This is a genomic window from Nocardioides sp. 1609 (assembly GCF_004522105.1).
Taxonomy (GTDB): domain Bacteria; phylum Actinomycetota; class Actinomycetes; order Propionibacteriales; family Nocardioidaceae; genus Nocardioides.
Window position 1 is genome coordinate 234,835 of sequence record NZ_SPUJ01000001.1, and the last position, 15,882, is coordinate 250,716.

At 71.7% G+C, this 15,882-nt stretch carries 15 protein-coding genes; 6 read left to right on the top strand and 9 right to left on the bottom strand.

The genetic code is table 11. From position 1 onward, the window contains the following. The first annotated feature begins 183 nt into the window (after nucleotides 1-183). Complete coding sequence (locus tag E4623_RS01055) at nucleotides 184-582, top strand: hypothetical protein (protein WP_134764669.1); 399 nt, start codon at nucleotides 184-186, stop codon at nucleotides 580-582. Nucleotides 583-620: 38 nt separating this feature from the next. On the opposite strand, the gene E4623_RS01060 is transcribed toward E4623_RS01055, so the two are convergent. The 5 genes from E4623_RS01060 to E4623_RS01080 form a co-directional block, all read right to left on the bottom strand. Beyond that, the gene (locus E4623_RS01060) at nucleotides 621-1,397 is read right to left on the bottom strand and encodes a succinate dehydrogenase/fumarate reductase iron-sulfur subunit (protein ID WP_134764670.1); all 777 of its coding nucleotides are present in this window, start codon (nucleotides 1,395-1,397) and stop codon (nucleotides 621-623) included. A 10-nt stretch (nucleotides 1,398-1,407) separates the two neighbouring features. Further along, nucleotides 1,408-3,267: a fumarate reductase/succinate dehydrogenase flavoprotein subunit gene (locus E4623_RS01065; protein WP_245154770.1), complete on the bottom strand. Its 1,860-nt coding sequence runs from the start codon at nucleotides 3,265-3,267 to the stop codon at nucleotides 1,408-1,410. Nucleotide 3,268: 1 nt separating this feature from the next. Next, entirely contained in the window at nucleotides 3,269-4,096 is an 828-nt protein-coding gene (locus tag E4623_RS01070; RefSeq protein ID WP_134764671.1) for a hypothetical protein, read from the bottom strand. A 126-nt stretch (nucleotides 4,097-4,222) separates the two neighbouring features. After that, nucleotides 4,223-5,488, bottom strand: coding sequence for a DUF1501 domain-containing protein (locus tag E4623_RS01075; protein ID WP_134764672.1), 1,266 nt, complete (start codon nucleotides 5,486-5,488; stop codon nucleotides 4,223-4,225). A gap of 6 nt (nucleotides 5,489-5,494) precedes the next feature. Continuing rightward, nucleotides 5,495-7,009, bottom strand: coding sequence for a DUF1800 domain-containing protein (locus E4623_RS01080; protein WP_167736417.1), 1,515 nt, complete (start codon nucleotides 7,007-7,009; stop codon nucleotides 5,495-5,497). A gap of 167 nt (nucleotides 7,010-7,176) precedes the next feature. On the opposite strand from E4623_RS01080, the gene E4623_RS01085 reads away from it, so the two are divergent. From E4623_RS01085 to E4623_RS01100, 4 genes are all read left to right on the top strand, one after another. Continuing rightward, on the top strand, nucleotides 7,177-8,241 hold the full coding sequence (locus E4623_RS01085; protein WP_134764674.1) for a glycosyltransferase: 1,065 nt from the start codon (nucleotides 7,177-7,179) through the stop codon (nucleotides 8,239-8,241). Between the two features lie 118 nt (nucleotides 8,242-8,359). Further along, on the top strand, nucleotides 8,360-9,073 hold the full coding sequence (locus E4623_RS01090; protein WP_134764675.1) for a succinate dehydrogenase cytochrome b subunit: 714 nt from the start codon (nucleotides 8,360-8,362) through the stop codon (nucleotides 9,071-9,073). A 21-nt stretch (nucleotides 9,074-9,094) separates the two neighbouring features. Then, nucleotides 9,095-11,149: a fumarate reductase/succinate dehydrogenase flavoprotein subunit gene (locus E4623_RS01095; protein ID WP_134764676.1), complete on the top strand. Its 2,055-nt coding sequence runs from the start codon at nucleotides 9,095-9,097 to the stop codon at nucleotides 11,147-11,149. Between the two features lie 73 nt (nucleotides 11,150-11,222). Beyond that, nucleotides 11,223-11,966 (top strand): succinate dehydrogenase/fumarate reductase iron-sulfur subunit, encoded by a 744-nt coding sequence (locus tag E4623_RS01100; protein WP_134764677.1) that lies wholly within the window; start codon nucleotides 11,223-11,225, stop codon nucleotides 11,964-11,966. Nucleotides 11,967-12,149: 183 nt separating this feature from the next. Here E4623_RS01100 and E4623_RS01105 read toward each other — a convergent pair whose 3' ends face one another. The 4 genes from E4623_RS01105 to trpS are packed head-to-tail and all read right to left on the bottom strand — an operon-like array spanning nucleotide 12,150 to nucleotide 15,024. Then, nucleotides 12,150-12,377 carry a hypothetical protein gene (locus tag E4623_RS01105; protein WP_134764678.1) on the bottom strand — a complete coding sequence of 76 codons (228 nt, stop codon included), beginning with the start codon at nucleotides 12,375-12,377 and terminating at the stop codon, nucleotides 12,150-12,152. Continuing rightward, on the bottom strand, nucleotides 12,374-13,426 hold the full coding sequence (locus E4623_RS01110) for a YihY/virulence factor BrkB family protein (protein WP_134764679.1): 1,053 nt from the start codon (nucleotides 13,424-13,426) through the stop codon (nucleotides 12,374-12,376). The genes E4623_RS01105 and E4623_RS01110 overlap by 4 nt, the downstream gene beginning before the upstream one ends. 5 nt (nucleotides 13,427-13,431) lie before the next feature. Further along, nucleotides 13,432-13,953 carry a 2'-5' RNA ligase family protein gene (locus E4623_RS01115; RefSeq protein ID WP_134764680.1) on the bottom strand — a complete coding sequence of 174 codons (522 nt, stop codon included), beginning with the start codon at nucleotides 13,951-13,953 and terminating at the stop codon, nucleotides 13,432-13,434. A 9-nt stretch (nucleotides 13,954-13,962) separates the two neighbouring features. Next, a complete protein-coding gene (gene trpS / locus E4623_RS01120) occupies nucleotides 13,963-15,024 on the bottom strand; it encodes a tryptophan--tRNA ligase (protein ID WP_134764681.1) in 1,062 nt (353 codons plus the stop codon). Between the two features lie 38 nt (nucleotides 15,025-15,062). On the opposite strand from trpS, the gene E4623_RS01125 reads away from it, so the two are divergent. Further along, entirely contained in the window at nucleotides 15,063-15,809 is a 747-nt protein-coding gene (locus tag E4623_RS01125) for a maleylpyruvate isomerase family mycothiol-dependent enzyme (RefSeq protein WP_245154771.1), read from the top strand. Nucleotides 15,810-15,882: the final 73 nt, after the last annotated feature.

The following is a 15,882-nucleotide window of genomic DNA, read 5'->3' on the forward strand; positions in this document are numbered from 1 at the left end:
CGACGTGATCCGGGCCACTGACTGTGATGTTTGCCGTACGGTCGTTCGGCCGCCACGCCGACCCGTCACCTATGGGTGACGGGTCGACCAGGTCTCCGCTGACCCGTCACCTATAGGTGACGGGTCGGTCAGGTCTGCGCTGACCCGTCACCTATGGGTGACGGGTCGGCCTAGGGTGCCGGGGTGAAGGTCAGCGATCCCACCGGGCAGGTGTGGCGGGTGAGCCGGCGGTGGGTGCCGTGGCGGCGCCGGTTCAAGAAGTGGCTGCCGCAGGTGCTCGGCTGGCTCGGTGCCGACGACCCGCTGAGCATCCTGCTCGTCGTGCTCGTCGGGATCCCCTTCGCCGTCGCCGCCCTCGTCGAGCTCGCGGTGATGCTGCTCGTGCTGCCGTTCGCGGTCCTCCACCGGGCCGCCGTCCGCCGCCGCTGGACCGTCGAGGCCCGGAAGGGCCTCCGGATCTGGTGGGACGACGACGGCGGCGACTGGAGCGCGAGCGCCGCCCGGATCCGCGCGGTGGCCGCGGACGTCGAGCGCGGCGTGCTGCCGCCGCAGACGGTCGACGCCCCCGCACCCACCCCCTGACGACGGCGCCTCCGGGCCCGCCCCGGGAGGGACAGGGGTCAGACCTCGGTGCGGCCGTCGTAGTCCTTGGTGCGGATCCCGATCTTGGAGCCGAGCCAGACCAGCGGGTCGAACCTGCGGTCGACGACGCGCTCCTTCATCGGGATGATCGCGTTGTCGGTGATCTTGATGCCCTCGGGACAGACCTCGGTGCAGCACTTGGTGATGTTGCACATCCCGAGCCCGGCGGCGCCCTGGGCGAGCTCGCGGCGGTCGTGGGTGTCGAGCGGGTGCATGTCGAGCTCGGCGTACCGCAGGAAGAACCGCGGACCGGCGAAGGCCGGCTTGTTGTCGTCGTGGTCGCGGACGACGTGGCACACGTCCTGGCACAGGAAGCACTCGATGCACTTGCGGAACTCCTGGCCCCGCTCGACGTCGACCTGCGCCATCCGGCGCTTGCCGTCGGCGTCGCGCGGCGGCGGGGCGAACGACGGCAGCTCGCGCGCCTTCTCGTAGTTGAACGAGACGTCGGTGACGAGGTCGCGGATCACCGGGAAGGTCCGCATCGGCGTCACCGTGATCGTCTCCGCGGGGTCGAAGTCGGAGAGCCGGGTCATGCACAGCAGCCGGGGCCGGCCGTTGATCTCGGCGCTGCACGAGCCGCACTTGCCGGCCTTGCAGTTCCACCGGATCGCGAGGTCGCCGGCCTGGGTGGCCTGCAGCCGGTGCAGGGCGTCGAGCACGACCTCGCCCTCGGACACCTCGACGGCGTAGTCGCCGAGGTCGCCGCCGTCCTGGTCGCCCCGCCACACCCGCAGCTTCAGCTCGTAGCCCATGGTCGCTCCCTCACTTGCTCTCGAAGTACTTCTTGAGCTCGTCCGGCATCGCCGGCAGCGGTTGTTCCTGCAGCTCGACGCCGGTGCCCGCGGCGTCGAGGCGGACGACGAGGTTCTTGGTGCCCCACGTCGGGTCGGGGCCGGGGAAGTCGTCGCGGGTGTGACCACCGCGGGACTCCTCGCGGGCCAGCGCCGCCCGCGCGACCGACTCGCTGACGAGCAGCATGTTGCGCAGGTCGAGCGCCAGGTGCCAGCCCGGGTTGTACTGCCGGTGGCCCTCCACCTTCATCGACGCCGCCCGCACCTTGAAGGCCTCGATCGCGTCCAGCGACTCCTGCAGCTCCTGCCCGGTGCGGATGATCCCGACCAGGTCGTTCATCGACTGCTGGAGGTCGCTCTGGATCGCGTACGGGTTCTCGCCCCCCTCCACCTCGAACGGCGCGAGGGCGCTCGCCCGGGCCGCGCGGACGTCGTCCTCGTCGACCTGCGGACGCGTCGCGCCCAGCCCGGCGGCGTACGCCGAGGCCGACTCCCCGGCCCGCTTGCCGAAGACGAGGAGGTCGCCGAGTGAGTTGCCGCCGAGCCGGTTGGAGCCGTGCATCCCGCCCGAACACTCCCCCACGGCGTACAGGCCGGTGACCGCGCTCTCCTGGGTGTCGGGATCGACCTCGACCCCGCCCATCACGTAGTGGCAGGTCGGGCCGATCTCCATCGGCTCCCGGGTGATGTCGACGTCGGCGAGCTCCTTGAACTGGTGGTACATCGAGGGCAGCCGCTTGCGGATGAACTCCGGCGTCCGGCGCGAGGCGATGTCGAGGTAGATGCCACCGTGCGGCGTGCCCCGCCCCGCCTTGATCTCGGAGTTGATCGCCCGCGCGACCTCGTCGCGCGGCAGCAGCTCGGGGGGCCGGCGGTTGTTCTTCTTGTCCTCGTACCAGGCGTCGGCCTCCTCGACGGTGTCGGCCGTCTCGGCGCGGAAGAACTCCGGGATGTAGTCGAACATGAACCGCTCGCCCTCGGAGTTCTTCAGGATGCCGCCGTCGCCGCGGACCGACTCCGTGACCAGCAGCCCCTTCACCGACGGCGGCCACACCATGCCGGTCGGGTGGAACTGCACGAACTCCATGTTGATCAGCGACGCCCCCGTGCGCATCGCGAGGGCGTGGCCGTCGCCGGTGTACTCCCAGGAGTTCGAGGTGACCTTGAACGACTTGCCGATGCCGCCCGTGGCGAGCACGACCGTGGGGGTGTCGAAGAGCACGAACCGGCCGGTCTCGCGCCAGTAGGCCAGCGCCCCCGACACCACCCCGTCCTGCTTGAAGACGTCGGTGACCGTGCACTCCATGAAGACGTCGATGCCGAGCGCGACGGTGCGCTGCTGCAGCGTGCGGATCATCTCCAGGCCGGTGCGGTCGCCGACGTGGGCGAGCCGCGCGTACTTGTGGCCGCCGAAGTCGCGCTGCGAGATCAGCCCGTCGTCGGTGCGGTCGAACAGCGCACCCCAGTCCTCGAGCTCCATCACCCGCTCGGGCGCCTCCTGCGCGTGCAGCTGCGCCATCCGCCAGTGGTTGAGCATCTTCCCGCCGCGCATGGTGTCGCGGAAGTGGACCTCCCAGCTGTCCTCGGGCCACCGGTTGCCCATCGCCGCGGCGATCCCGCCCTCGGCCATGACCGTGTGGGCCTTGCCGAGCAGCGACTTGCAGACGACGGCGGTGCGTGCGCCCGCCTCGTGCGCGGCGATCGCGGCCCGCAGGCCGGCGCCGCCGGCGCCGACCACGACCACGTCGTACTGGTGGCGCTCCGTGCCGCCCTCGGCGGCACCGGACATCTCGTTGCCGGTCATCGGGTGCCGGTCGCTCGTCGTGCTCATGTCAGAAGAACCTCAGGTCCTGGATGGTGCCGGTGGCGAGCAGGAGGACGTAGAGGTCGACCAGCGCCACCGAGAACAGCGAGTACCAGGCGAACCGGCCGTGGTGGACGTTCAGCCTCGAGACCCACGTCCAGAGCCGGTAGCGGACGGGGTGCTTCGAGAAGTGCCGCAGCCGGCCGCCCACGGCGTGCCGACAGGAGTGGCACGAGAGCGTGTAGAGCCAGATGAGCACGATGTTGACGATCATCAGCAGCGTGCCGAGGCCCATGTGGACGCCGCCGGTCTCGCCGTCGCCGATCGCGTACTCGCCGGGCATCGGCCGGAACGCGAGGACCACGTCGAAGGTGAGGATCAGGCCGACCACGATCGCGGCGTACCAGAAGTAGCGGTGCGCGTTCTGCAGGACCAGCGGGAAGCGCGACTCACCGGTGTAGCTCGCGTGCGGCTCGGCGACCCCACAGGCCGGCGGCGAGAGCCAGAACGCCCGGTAGTAGGACTTGCGGTAGTAGTAGCAGGTCATCCGGAAGCCGAGCGGGAAGACCAGGATGATCAGCGCCGCCGACAGCGGGAACCAGCCGAACGGCTGACCGAAGTCGGAGGCGCCCTCGACGCAGTCGCCGAGGCACGGCGAGTAGAACGGCGACAGGTAGGGCTTCGCGTAGTAGTCGGTGCCCATGAACGCGCGCACCGTCGCGTAGACGACGAAGGCGGAGAACACGACGAACGTCGTCAACGGCGCCTGCCACCACCGGTCCGTGCGGAGCGTCCTGGCCTCGATCCGGGCCCGCGTCGGGCCTCGTACGCCGGTGCTTCCCTGGCCAGTGCTCATCCGCGCCCCTTGCTCGTGCAGTCAGCCGGTGGTGCGCCGAGTCTGCACAAACCGGGCCCGATGTGAAAGAGGCCACACCGCACGGACTGGTCCGGACCCCGCTTCTGGGGCGCTGGCGCGGCCGGGTCAGCCGCTGCGGACGACGCCCAGGGGCGCGTAGCGCAGGCCCGGGAAGACCTTCGCCGTCGAGGCCCCGAACCGCGTCGCTCCGATCTCCGCCAGCACCTGGCGGTGGTCGGTGGTGACCTTCAGGTCGGCCTCGTAGCCGGTCGACAGGCCCGGCCACCGGCCGTGGTAGCCGCCTCGGACGCCCGCCCCGGCGACGAGCATGACGTTGCCGTGGCCGTGGTCGGTGCCGCCGCTGTCGTTCTCGACGACGCGGCGTCCGAACTCGCTGATCGTCACCAGCGTGACCTTGCCGGCCTGGTCGCCGAGGTCACCGAGGAACGCCGCCATCGACGCGGCCAGGTCGCGGGCGTTGCGGGCCAGCCACCCGTCGTCGGAGCCGCCGGTGCCGACGTGCATGTCCCAGTCGCCCTGGTCGACGGTGATCACCTCGACGCCCACGTCGCCGCGGACGATCTGCGCGGCCGTCGACAGGGCGCGCCCGAGGTCGGTCGCCGGGTAGGCGTCGCTGTGGTCGGCCGCCGCGCGGATCGGGCCGCCGGCCGCGACCGCGTCGAACACCGAGCGCATGCTGCGGCCGAGCGGGCTCGTGTCGCCCTTCCAGACCGTGCGGAGCGAAGCCTTCTTGCGGCCGTCGCCGCTCGCGCCGGGGATGGTGAGCGCGTCGACGCGCCCCCCGGACATCACCGGCGAGGGTCCGTACAGCGACGTCGGGAGGACGCCGCCGCCCACGCCGAAGCCCTGCAGCGGGGAGCCGCCCGGCGTCGTGCCGACCAGGCGGTTGAGCCAGCCCACGCGGGTCGAGGAGCCCGGGTCGGCGTCCTCGACCTCCTCCATCGCGGAGAAGTGCGACCGGTTGGCGACCGGGAGCCCGGTGGCGTGCACGGCCGCGACCTTCCCCGCCTGCCAGAGCGGCGTGAGCGGGGCCAGGGCCGGGTGCAGGCCGAACATGCCGTCCTTGTGCAGCAGCCGGTCGGCGGCGACCGCGATGCCCGGGCGGGCGCGGTAGTAGACCGGGTCGGCGTGCGGGACGACGAGCGAGAGCCCGTCGGCGCCGCCGCGCAGCGACAGCACGACGAGCACGGACGACGCCGTGCGGGCCGCCGCGGGAGAGGCGGTGACGACCGCGCCGCCGACGACGGTGCTGGCGCCGGCCAGGGCGAGCGCGCCCCTCATCAGGCCGCGGCGGGAGACGGCGGCCTGCACGCCGGCGTACTCGTCGCAGCAGGAGCGGGGGTGCTGGGTGGGCTGGTGGGTCGAGGTCATGGCGGGCTACCTGCTCAGGTGGGCGGGGCTGTCGAGGAGGACGGCGAGGAAGGTCGGGAACATCCACTGCACGAGGGCGTGCTCGGCGTCGATCCGCTCGCGGCGCTTCACGCCGGTGGCGCGGCAGCACGCCTCGACCAGCCGGTCGGTCGCGGGGCGGTGCAGCACGAGGCGCGACACGTGGTCGACCAGGTCGTCGAAACGGACCTCCGGCCGTGGCAGCCACTGCCGCGGCTCGCGGTGGCCGACCGCGACGTCGGGCCACCAGCCTCCCGCCAGGTCGAGGTGGAACCGCATCGAGGCCAGCAGCCGCGAGGGCGACGACCAGGACGCGCTGTCGATCGGCTGCCCGTCCGGCGCCGGCCAGGCGTACGGCGAGGTGCCGATCGAGCTGCTCTGCCACAGGATCGCCTCGGCGGCCGACCGGCCCCGCGCCTCCCCGCTCGGCGGCCGGGAGATCGACGCACCCAGCACGCGGTAGGTGGCGACGACGTCCTCGCCGGGGTCGCGGACCTTGGTGCCGGCCGACCGCTCGAACGCCGACGAGGCGACCAGGGCGCGCAGCACCGGCTTGATGGCGGTGTCGTGCTCGAGGTAGACGCGGGCGAGCCGGTCGACCAGGGACGCCGGCGGGCGGTCGCCGACGAACTTCACCGCCAGCCGCTGCGCGACCCGCCGGGCGGTGTGCGGGTGGTGCGCGAGGTAGCGCAGGTAGCGGCGGGTGAGCGCGCGTCCGTCGTCCGACCGGTTCTTGTCGACGAAGCCCTTGACCCGCACCCGACCGACGTGGTGCTCCTCGCGGTGGTACTCCGGGCGCCAGCTCTCCCACAGGTCGACCGACCAGCCGGTGAGGATCCGCGCCGAGTCGCGGACGTCGTCCTCGGTGTAGTGCCCGACGCCGACGGTGTGCAGCTCGAGGAGCTCGCGCCCGAGGTTCTCGTTGGGGTGCTCCTTGGTGGACTCGGCGGCGTCGAGGTAGATGAGCATCGCGGGATGGGTGATCGCCGCGACGAGGAGCTCGTCGAAGCGCCCGAGGGCGTGGCGGCGGATCGTGGCTCCGTAGTCGACGCGGTGGGTGAACTGCTCGTCGCCCGAGACCGGCACGTGCAGCAGGTTCTCCCACAGCTCGGTCATCATCTCCAGCACCGGGCGACGCGTCTTGGTCCGTCGCACGAGCAGCCAGCGGGCGTAGTCCTCCATGACCTCCCAGCCACCCTCGACGTCCTGCACCTGGCGCCGCCACAGCTCGGCCGGCCCGCGCCGCAGGCTCGGGAACCAGTCGGCGACGGCGTCGGCCTGCGGGTCCCTGACCGATCCGGGCGACAGCTGCTGCTCGAACCAGCGCGCGGCCCCGCCGGCGCCGCGGACCCGCTTCGCGAGCTCGGGGGTGATGCCGTAGGAGAACCGGCTCACCAGGTGGCGCTCGGCCGCCGGCAGCAGGCGGACGACTCCCCGACCGCGTGGGTCGGGTGCCGCGTGGCCGGCGGGAGGGGCAGGGGCGTCGGGGGAGGAAGCGGTCACGGACATCGTCCGGGGACTCCTGGCGTCGAGGGGGTGGGCACACAGGAGGGAGCGCAACCACCGTAGGGCGTCGCGACGTCGGTGCCCACCCACGCGTTCACCTGGTGTGCACGGACGGGACGGGTCGCCGTGGTGGCACCGACGGGCGCGGCGGTGAGGCTCGCGACATGCGGATCGCCCTGGTCACCGAGACGTTCTACCCCGCGGTCGACGGCACCACGACGACGTTGAAGGCCGTCGCGGACCGGCTCGTCGACCTCGGCCACACGGTCCGGATCATCACTCCCGGGCCAGGGCTGACGACGTACCGGACCTCACAGGTGGTGCGGGTCCGCCCGCTGGAGCCCGCCGGCCCGCAGGTGCGCACGGCCCTCGACCAGTTCGGCCCGGACCTCGTGCACGTCACCTCCCCCGGGGTGCTCGGCCGCAAGGCCCTCAAGCTGACCCACCGCACCGGCATCCCCTCGCTGGTCGTCGAGCAGTCCCCCGTGCTCGACGTCAGCGCCGACTACTGGCGCTCCCGGGTCGCCGACCGCGCCGACCGGGTGCTGGTCACCTCGACCTGGATGGTCGACCGGATGAAGGAGTTCGGCGTCGACGCCGGGCTGTGGCGCCCGGGGGTCGACACCGCGGCGTTCACCCCGGCGCTGCGGGACGGCTGGCTGCACGACTCGTGGTCGCGCGCCCGCTCGGCCGGGCGCGCCGGCCGGCCACCGCTGGTCGTCGTCGGGTACGTCGGCGGGCTGCACAAGCGGCACGGCGTGCGCCGCCTCGCCGAGCTGGCCTCCCTCGACGGCGTCCGCCCGGTGGTGATCGGCGACGGCCCGCAGCGCGAGTGGCTGGAGTCGCGCCTGCCGCAGGGGAAGGTGACCGGCTCGATGGGCACCGGCGACCTGACCGTGGCGATGCCGACCCTCGACCTGCTCGTGCACCCCGGGGAGCACGAGACGTGCGCCCACACCCTGCGTGAGGCCGCCGCGGCCGGCGTCCCCGTCGTCGCACCGCGCTCGGGCGGGGCGCCCGACGTCGTCCGCCACCTCGAGACCGGGCTCCTCTACGACCCCTCCGACCCCCGGGCGTTCCGGCGGGCCGTCGAGGCCGTCGTCGCCGACCGGCACCGCGGCCTGCTCGGAGCCGAGGGGCGCGAGGTCGCCCGCCGGCGCAGCTGGTCCGACGCGGTCGACGAGCTGGTCGCCGAGCACCTGGCCCCGACCCGGGTCACCGCCGCCTGACCAGGCGCGACCGTCGCCCGAGGCAGCACGACACGCCGCGGGGTGGGCCGGGCGACGTATGTCACACCGGTCGGGTGAAGCCGCAGGTCGCGGTGACCGTAGAGTGACCATCGTGGTGATGACGACCCGTCCGGCCCTGGTCAAGGGCTCTCGTGCAGTGCGTTCGACCATCGCGCTGAAGATGTTGATGGCCGTGAGCGGCCTGATCTTCGTCGGCTACGTGCTTGCGCACATGTACGGCAACCTCAAGGCCTTCTCCGGGCAGGAGGCCTTCAACGACTACGCGCACCACCTGCGCGAGCTCGGCGAGCCCCTGCTGCCGCACGAGGGCTTCCTCTGGATCGCGCGCGTCGTGCTGCTCCTCTCGCTGTTCGTGCACGTCTTCTGCGCCATCGCGCTGTGGCGGCGCGCCGGCAGGGCGCGCACGACCAAGTACGTGGTGAAGAAGAACAAGCACTCCAGCTTCTCCTCGCACTGGATGCGCTGGGGCGGGATCACGCTGCTGCTCTTCATCATCTGGCACCTGCTGAACTTCACCGTCGGTCGCATCAACGTGAACACCGGCGAGACGGGCGACGCCGCGGGCGACCCCTACACGCTGATGGTCCAGAGCTTCGAGGTGCCGTGGCTGACGGTCATCTACCTCCTGGCGATGGTCGCCCTGGCGCTGCACCTGCACCACGGCACCTGGAGTGCCGCCCAGACCCTCGGCCTGACCAACAACGCCACGTCGCGCCGCAACGCCAAGGCGATCGGCACCATCCTCGCGGTGGTCGTGGCCGGCGGGTTCTCGCTGGTCCCGATCTTCGTGCTCGCCGGCGTCATCGACTGATCTGAGAGGTTCGAGCACCCCATGACCGACCTGCCCGACACCACCAACTCCTTCGACTCCTCGCGCACGCTCGACGCCGCCGCGCTCGCCGAGCGCGAGGGCGCGCAGCAGACCGACGACGCGGCCGACTACTACGTCGACGGCGACCCGATCCAGGACACGAAGGCGCCCGGCGGCCCGCTCGAGGAGCGCTGGAACACCCGTCAGTTCGAGGCCCGCATCGCCAACCCGGCCAACCGGCGCCGGCTCTCGGTGATCGTGGTCGGCACCGGCCTGGCCGGCGCCTCGGCCGCCGCGACGCTCGGCGAGGCCGGCTACGTCGTCAAGTCGTTCTGCTACCAGGACTCCCCGCGCCGGGCGCACTCGATCGCCGCCCAGGGCGGCATCAACGCGGCCAAGAACTACAAGGGCGACGGCGACTCGGTCTACCGGCTCTTCTACGACACGATCAAGGGCGGCGACTACCGCTCGCGCGAGTCGAACGTCTACCGCCTGGCCCAGGTGAGCACCAGCATCATCGACCAGTGCGTCGCCCAGGGCGTCCCGTTCGCCCGCGAGTACGGCGGCCTGCTCGACAACCGCTCCTTCGGCGGCGTCCAGGTCTCCCGCACCTTCTACGCCCGCGGCCAGACCGGCCAGCAGCTGCTCATCGGCGCCTACCAGGCCCTCGAGCGCCAGGTCGCGGCCGGCACGGTCAAGTGCTACACCCGCCACGAGATGGTCGAGCTGATCGTCGTCGACGGCCGGGCCCGCGGGATCATCGTGCGCGACATGGTCACCGGCGAGATCGAGACCTACTTCGCCGACGTCGTCGTGCTCGCCTCGGGCGGCTACGGCAACGTCTTCTTCCTCTCCACCAACGCGATGGGCTGCAACGTCACCGCCGCGTGGCGCGCGCACCGCAAGGGCGCCCTGATGGCGAACCCCTGCTACACGCAGATCCACCCCACCTGCATCCCGGTCGCCGGCGCGCACCAGTCGAAGCTGACCCTCATGTCGGAGTCGCTGCGCAACGACGGGCGGATCTGGGTCCCCAAGAACCAGGCCGACTGCGGCAAGGACCCCCGGGAGATCCCCGAGGAGGACCGCGACTACTACCTCGAGCGGATCTACCCGGCGTTCGGCAACCTCGTCCCCCGCGACATCGCCTCGCGCCAGGCGAAGAACATGTGCGACGAGGGCCGCGGCGTCGGCCCCGAGGTCGACGGCGTCCGGCGCGGCGTCTACCTCGACTTCGCCGAGGCCATCGACCGGCTCGGCCGCAAGGCCATCGAGGACAAGTACGACAACCTCTTCGACATGTACGCCCGGATCACCGGCGAGGACCCCTACACCTCGCCGATGCGGATCTACCCGGCCGTGCACTACGTCATGGGTGGGCTGTGGGTCGACTACGACCTGCAGTCGACGATCCCGGGCCTGTTCGTCACCGGCGAGGCCAACTTCTCCGACCACGGCGCCAACCGCCTCGGCGCCTCGGCGCTGATGCAGGGCCTCGCCGACGGCTACTTCGTCCTCCCCAACACCATCCGCGACTACCTCGCCGAGGGTCCGTTCGAGAAGATCGCCGAGGACGACCCCGCGGTGGTCGAGGCGCAGCAGTCGGTGAAGTCGCGCATCGAGCAGTTCATGACGACCAACGGCACCCGCAGCGTCGACTCCTACCACCGCGAGCTCGGCCACATCATGTGGGAGTACTGCGGCATGGAGCGGTCCGAGGACGGCCTGCGCAAGGCGATCGACCTCATCCGCAGCCTGAAGGAGGACTTCTGGCGCAACGTCCGGGTCCTCGGGAGCGCCGAGAGCATGAACCAGTCCCTCGAGAAGGCCGGCCGGGTCGCCGACTTCTTCGAGCTCGGCGAGCTCATGTGCATCGACGCGCTGAACCGGCGCGAGTCGTGCGGCGGCCACTTCCGGGCCGAGTCGCAGACCGAGGAGGGCGAGGCGCTGCGCCACGACGACCAGTACGCCTACGTGGCGGCCTGGGAGTGGGGCGGCGCGGACGAGAAGCCGATCCTCCACAAGGAGCACCTCACCTACGAGTTCGTCGAGATGAAGCAGCGGAGCTACAAGTGACGGCCCCCCGCGACACCCTTCGTCCCCTCCTGCTCGCACCCCTGTCGAGCACCGCTGCCCTGGAAGGACCCCGATGAAGCTCAACCTGAAGATCTGGCGCCAGGAGAACGCGACCGCGCCGGGCGGGATCCACACCTACGAGCTCGACGACGTCTCCGAGGACATGAGCTTCCTCGAGATGCTCGACGTCCTCAACGAGCAGCTGAACGCCGAGGGCGAGGAGCCGATCGCGTTCGACTCCGACTGCCGCGAGGGCATCTGCGGGCAGTGCAGCCTGATGATCGACGGCGAGGCGCACGGCCCCGAGGTGACCACCACGTGCCAGCTGCACATGCGCTCGTTCCGTGACGGCGACAGCATCACGATCGAGCCGTGGCGCGCCGACGCCTTCCCGATCGTCAAGGACCTCGTCGTCGACCGCAGCGCCTTCGACCGGATCATCCAGCAGGGCGGCTACATCTCGGTCAACACCGGTGCGGCACCCGACGCCCACGCCACGCCGGTCCCCAAGGACAAGGCCAACCGCGCCTTCGACGTCGCCACCTGCATCGGCTGCGGCGCGTGCGTCGCCGCCTGCCCGAACGGCTCGGCCTCGCTGTTCCTCGGCGCGAAGATCACCCACCTCGGCGAGCTCCCCCAGGGCCAGGCCGAGCGCGACACCCGTGTCGTCAACATGATCGGCCAGCACGACGCCGAGGGCTTCGGCGGCTGCACCAACATCGGTGAGTGCACCGCCGCGTGCCCCAAGGAGATCCCGCTCGACGTGATCTCCCGCCTCAACTGGGACCTGCACGCCGCCCTGCGCCACGGCAAGTAGCCGGGGCGCAGGACGGAGGAGCGGGACCCGTCGCTGCGCGGGTCGAGCAAGCGGCGCGTCTGGGCTTGCGAAGGCGCGTCAGCGTGTCGAGACCACCGAGCCGCCTCCGGGAGCGCACCGAGGCCGGCTCGCCGGTTTCGTCGGCGTCCGTTCGCTCCGCCTCGGGCGGGAGAAACGGCGGCGTCAGGACTCCTTGGTGGCCCGGAGCGCCTTCCAGCCCCACGACCCGAGCACGCCGGCGATCAGGACGTTGACCACGATCAGCACCGAGTGCGCCACCCAGTAGCCCAGCGCCCGGTCCTCCCCCGCGTCGTAGGCGGTGTAGAGCCGCTTCGCGAAGTTGCCGAAGGTGACGACGTTCCAGGCCGCGACGGCCAGGAGGACGAGGGCGTGCTTGCGTTCGAACCTCACGGGTTCCTCCTGCGGCGGATGACGGCCACCAGGGCGAGCATGGCGCCCGCACCGGCGGCGAACGGCGTGGTCCAGGCGCGGCCGGGCGTGGCGGCGCCGGCCGTGGCCTTGTCGGCCGGGAGGTGCGTGAGGTCGGGCGTGACCGGCCCCTGCACGGGGTCGACCGGCTCCGACTGGCGCAGCGCGCGCGCCGCGGGCGTCGTGTGGGCCCAGGCGGCGGCGTACAGGACCAGGCGCGAGAAGTAGTTGATCCAGACCAGCAGGATCAGCGCGATCCCGAACGCCTGGAAGGCCGGCTGGCCCTGCGTGCTCTTGAGCAGCAGGCTCGAGACCTGCTTGAGGACCTCGAAGCCCACGGCACCGAGCAGGGCCCCCGACCAGAGCGAGCGGCTGGGCGCACGCGGCTCGGCGAGGAGCTTGAAGAGCGTGAAGAACAGCACGGCGTTCGCGGCGAGCCCGAGGACGACCACCAGGACCTGCACGAGCCAGGCGAGCTCGGACCCGAGGCCGATCCAGCCGAGGACGTCGGCGGAGAAGCCGGAGACGAAGCCGGTCACCGCCACCGCGACGATGAGCACGAAGCCGATCGACACCAGGGCCACCAGGTCGCGCAGCTTGCCCTTGACGAACGACGGCAGCTCGCGCTGCGGGGTCTCGAAGACGACCACGAGCGCGTCCCGCAGCGCCGAGACCCAGCCGAGTCCGGCGTACAGGACACCGAGCACACCGACGACACCGGCGATGCCGGAGAACGACTGGACGTCGTCGAGGGAGATCTGGCTCTCGCCGTTGCCGATCAGGCCCGGCAGCACCGACTCGATGGCGGTGGTCAGGTTGGCGTTGGCCTCGGGGTAGACCTCGGCGACGACGCCGACCACGAAGAACGCCAGCGCCAGGATCGGGAAGAACGACAGGAACGCGAAGTAGGTGACCGCGCCGGCCTGCTGGCCGGCCTTCACGGCGCCGTAGTGCTCCTGCATCCGCAGCACGTGGTCGAGGCCGGGACGACGCTCGCGCGCGCTGGTGATGCGTTGCTTGACCGACGGCATCGGGCTCAGCCTCCTAGGGCGGCGCGGAGGGCGAAGTCGTGCGAGGTCTGCCACCCGTGCTCGTCGTCGTGGACGTACAGGTGGAAGTCGGTGACGGTGAACTCGCACTCGAACCGCGCGAGCTCGTCGAAGGCCCGGTCGAGCAGCACGTCGTCGAGGTGGTGCGCGACGGTGACGTGCGGGTGGTAGGGGAAGTCGAGGTCGACCTCGAGCGGTCCCCGGCGGACGGCGTCGGCGAGCTGCTCGCACTGCGAGATGCCCTCGACGAGCGTCACGAACACCACCGGCGAGACGGGGCGGAAGGTGCCCGTGCCGCGCAGGTGGACCTCGAAGGCCGGCACCGTCGCGGCCGCCTCGGCCAGGTGCGCCTGGATCGAGGACAGGTCACCGTCGACCTCGGTCGGCGGCACCAGCGTGATGTGCGTCGGGATCATCGTCGCCGTCGTGTCACCCACGGCGGTGCGGTAGTCCTGCAGCTCGGTGGCCCACGGCTCCGGGATCGCGACGGCCACTCCGATCGTCGGCATTCCCCGACCCTAGCGGGCGGTGGGAGCGACGAAGCCCACCCGCTGGTAGACGTCGCGCAGGGTGGCCCGGGCGACCTCGCCGGCCTGCTCGGCGCCCTGGGCGAGCACCTTCGACAGGTGGTCCTGGTCGTCGAGGAGCTCGAGCGTGCGGTCGCGGAACGGGGTCACGAACGAGATGACGGCGTCGGCGAGGTCGCCCTTGAGGGCGCCGTACCCCTGGCCGGCGTACTCCGCCTCGAGGTCGGAGATGCCGGTGCCGGTGAGGGCGGAGAAGATGGTGAGCAGGTTGCTGACGCCCGGCTTGGCCTCGACGTCGAAGCGGATCTCGGCCTCGGAGTCGGTCACCGCCGAGCGGATCTTCTTGGCGCTCACCGACGGCTGGTCGAGCATCTCGACGATGCCCCCGGGCGAGGAGGCCGACTTCGACATCTTCGACGTCGGGTCCTGCAGGTCGGCGATCTTGGCGGTGGCCTTGAGGATGTAGGGCTCGGGCAGCCGGAAGGTCTTCTTGTAGCGGTGGTTGAACCGCTGGGCGACGTCGCGGGTCAGCTCGAGGTGCTGGCGCTGGTCCTCGCCCACCGGCACGTAGTGCGGCCGGTAGAGCAGGATGTCGGCGGCCTGGAGGATCGGGTAGGTGAACAGCCCGACCGAGGCGGCCCCCTCCCCGCCCTTGGCGGACTTGTCCTTGAACTGCGTCATCCGGCGCGCCTCGCCGAAGCCGGTGAGGCACTGCAGCACCCACGACAGCTGGGCGTGCTCGGGGATCTGGCTCTGCACGAAGATCGCCGATCGCGCCGGGTCGATGCCCATGGCGAGCAGCTGCGCCGCCGCGCGCAGGGTGCGCTCGCGAAGCACCTTGGGGTCCTGCTCGACGGTGATCGCGTGCAGGTCGGCGATGAAGAAGAACGGCTGGTGGTCGCGCTGGAGGTCGACCCACTGGCGCAGCGCGCCGAGGTAGTTGCCGAAGTGGAAGGAGTCGGCGGTCGGCTGGATGCCGGACAGCACGCGTGGGCGCGCGCCGCCGGTCGCGGCCGTCGGGACGGCGGTCTCGGTCTCGGTCACCGCAGGCATGGACGTCATTCTTGCCGACGACCTGAGACCATCGGCGGGTGCCCACCCACCTCACGTTCGAGCAGCACCTCGCGGGCTTCCACACGGCGATGACCGAGCTGGCCCGGCACGCCGGTCGGGGCGGGCTGGACGTCGACGTCCCGTCGTGCCCGGAGTGGACCGTACGACGCCTGATCGGCCACCAGGGCGCCGTCCACCGCTGGGCCGCGGGCAGCTTCCGCGGCCAGGACCTGGCGTGGGAGCCGCTCGAGAAGGCCGGGCGCAGCAGCGCCGACCCCGTCGAGTGGCTCCGCGACGGCGCCATCGAGCTGGTCCGCACCCTGGTCGCGGCGCCCGCCGACGCGCAGGCGGCGACCTTCCTGCACGACGCCCCGCCGCCGCGCCGCTTCTGGGCCCGCCGTCAGTGCCACGAGACGACCGTGCACGCCGTCGACGTCCTCGCCGCCCGACTCGGCCGGCTCCCCCGCGCCGACGAGACGTGGATCGACCCCGACGTCGCGCTCGACGGCGTCGACGAGCTGCTCCTCGGGTTCGTGCCGCGCTCGAGGTCGCGGCTGCGCTCGACGACGCCGCTCACGCTCGCCGTCACGCTCACCGACGCGCAGCACGGCTACACCGTCCGGGTCACCGACGAGCCGCCCGTCGTCGTCCGGCACGAGGGGCCGGTCGCGGGCGACCGCTCGATCGAGGGCACCGCCGTCCAGGTGTACCTGGCGCTGTGGCACCGCACGGCCGAGCTCGACTCCGACATCTGGCCCCTCTGGCACGACAGCGCGGTGCTCTGACGCCGGCGACGACGCCCGTCGGGGCGTCCGGCGGGGACGCCACCGCCTTCGCGGGATAACCCGGGGCGGGGCC

Coding starts and splice junctions, on each gene's coding strand:
- E4623_RS01060 (WP_134764670.1), bottom strand. CDS start 1,397: ATGGGCTACGAGCTGAAGCTGCGGGTGTGGCGGGGCGACCAGGACGGC.
- E4623_RS01065 (WP_245154770.1), bottom strand. CDS start 3,267: ATGAGCACGACGAGCGACCGGCACCCGATGACCGGCAACGAGATGTCC.
- E4623_RS01070 (WP_134764671.1), bottom strand. CDS start 4,096: ATGAGCACTGGCCAGGGAAGCACCGGCGTACGAGGCCCGACGCGGGCC.
- E4623_RS01075 (WP_134764672.1), bottom strand. CDS start 5,488: ATGACCTCGACCCACCAGCCCACCCAGCACCCCCGCTCCTGCTGCGAC.
- E4623_RS01085 (WP_134764674.1), top strand. CDS start 7,177: ATGCGGATCGCCCTGGTCACCGAGACGTTCTACCCCGCGGTCGACGGC.
- E4623_RS01090 (WP_134764675.1), top strand. CDS start 8,360: ATGACGACCCGTCCGGCCCTGGTCAAGGGCTCTCGTGCAGTGCGTTCG.
- E4623_RS01095 (WP_134764676.1), top strand. CDS start 9,095: ATGACCGACCTGCCCGACACCACCAACTCCTTCGACTCCTCGCGCACG.
- E4623_RS01100 (WP_134764677.1), top strand. CDS start 11,223: ATGAAGCTCAACCTGAAGATCTGGCGCCAGGAGAACGCGACCGCGCCG.
- E4623_RS01110 (WP_134764679.1), bottom strand. CDS start 13,426: ATGCCGTCGGTCAAGCAACGCATCACCAGCGCGCGCGAGCGTCGTCCC.
- E4623_RS01115 (WP_134764680.1), bottom strand. CDS start 13,953: ATGCCGACGATCGGAGTGGCCGTCGCGATCCCGGAGCCGTGGGCCACC.
- trpS (WP_134764681.1), bottom strand. CDS start 15,024: ATGCCTGCGGTGACCGAGACCGAGACCGCCGTCCCGACGGCCGCGACC.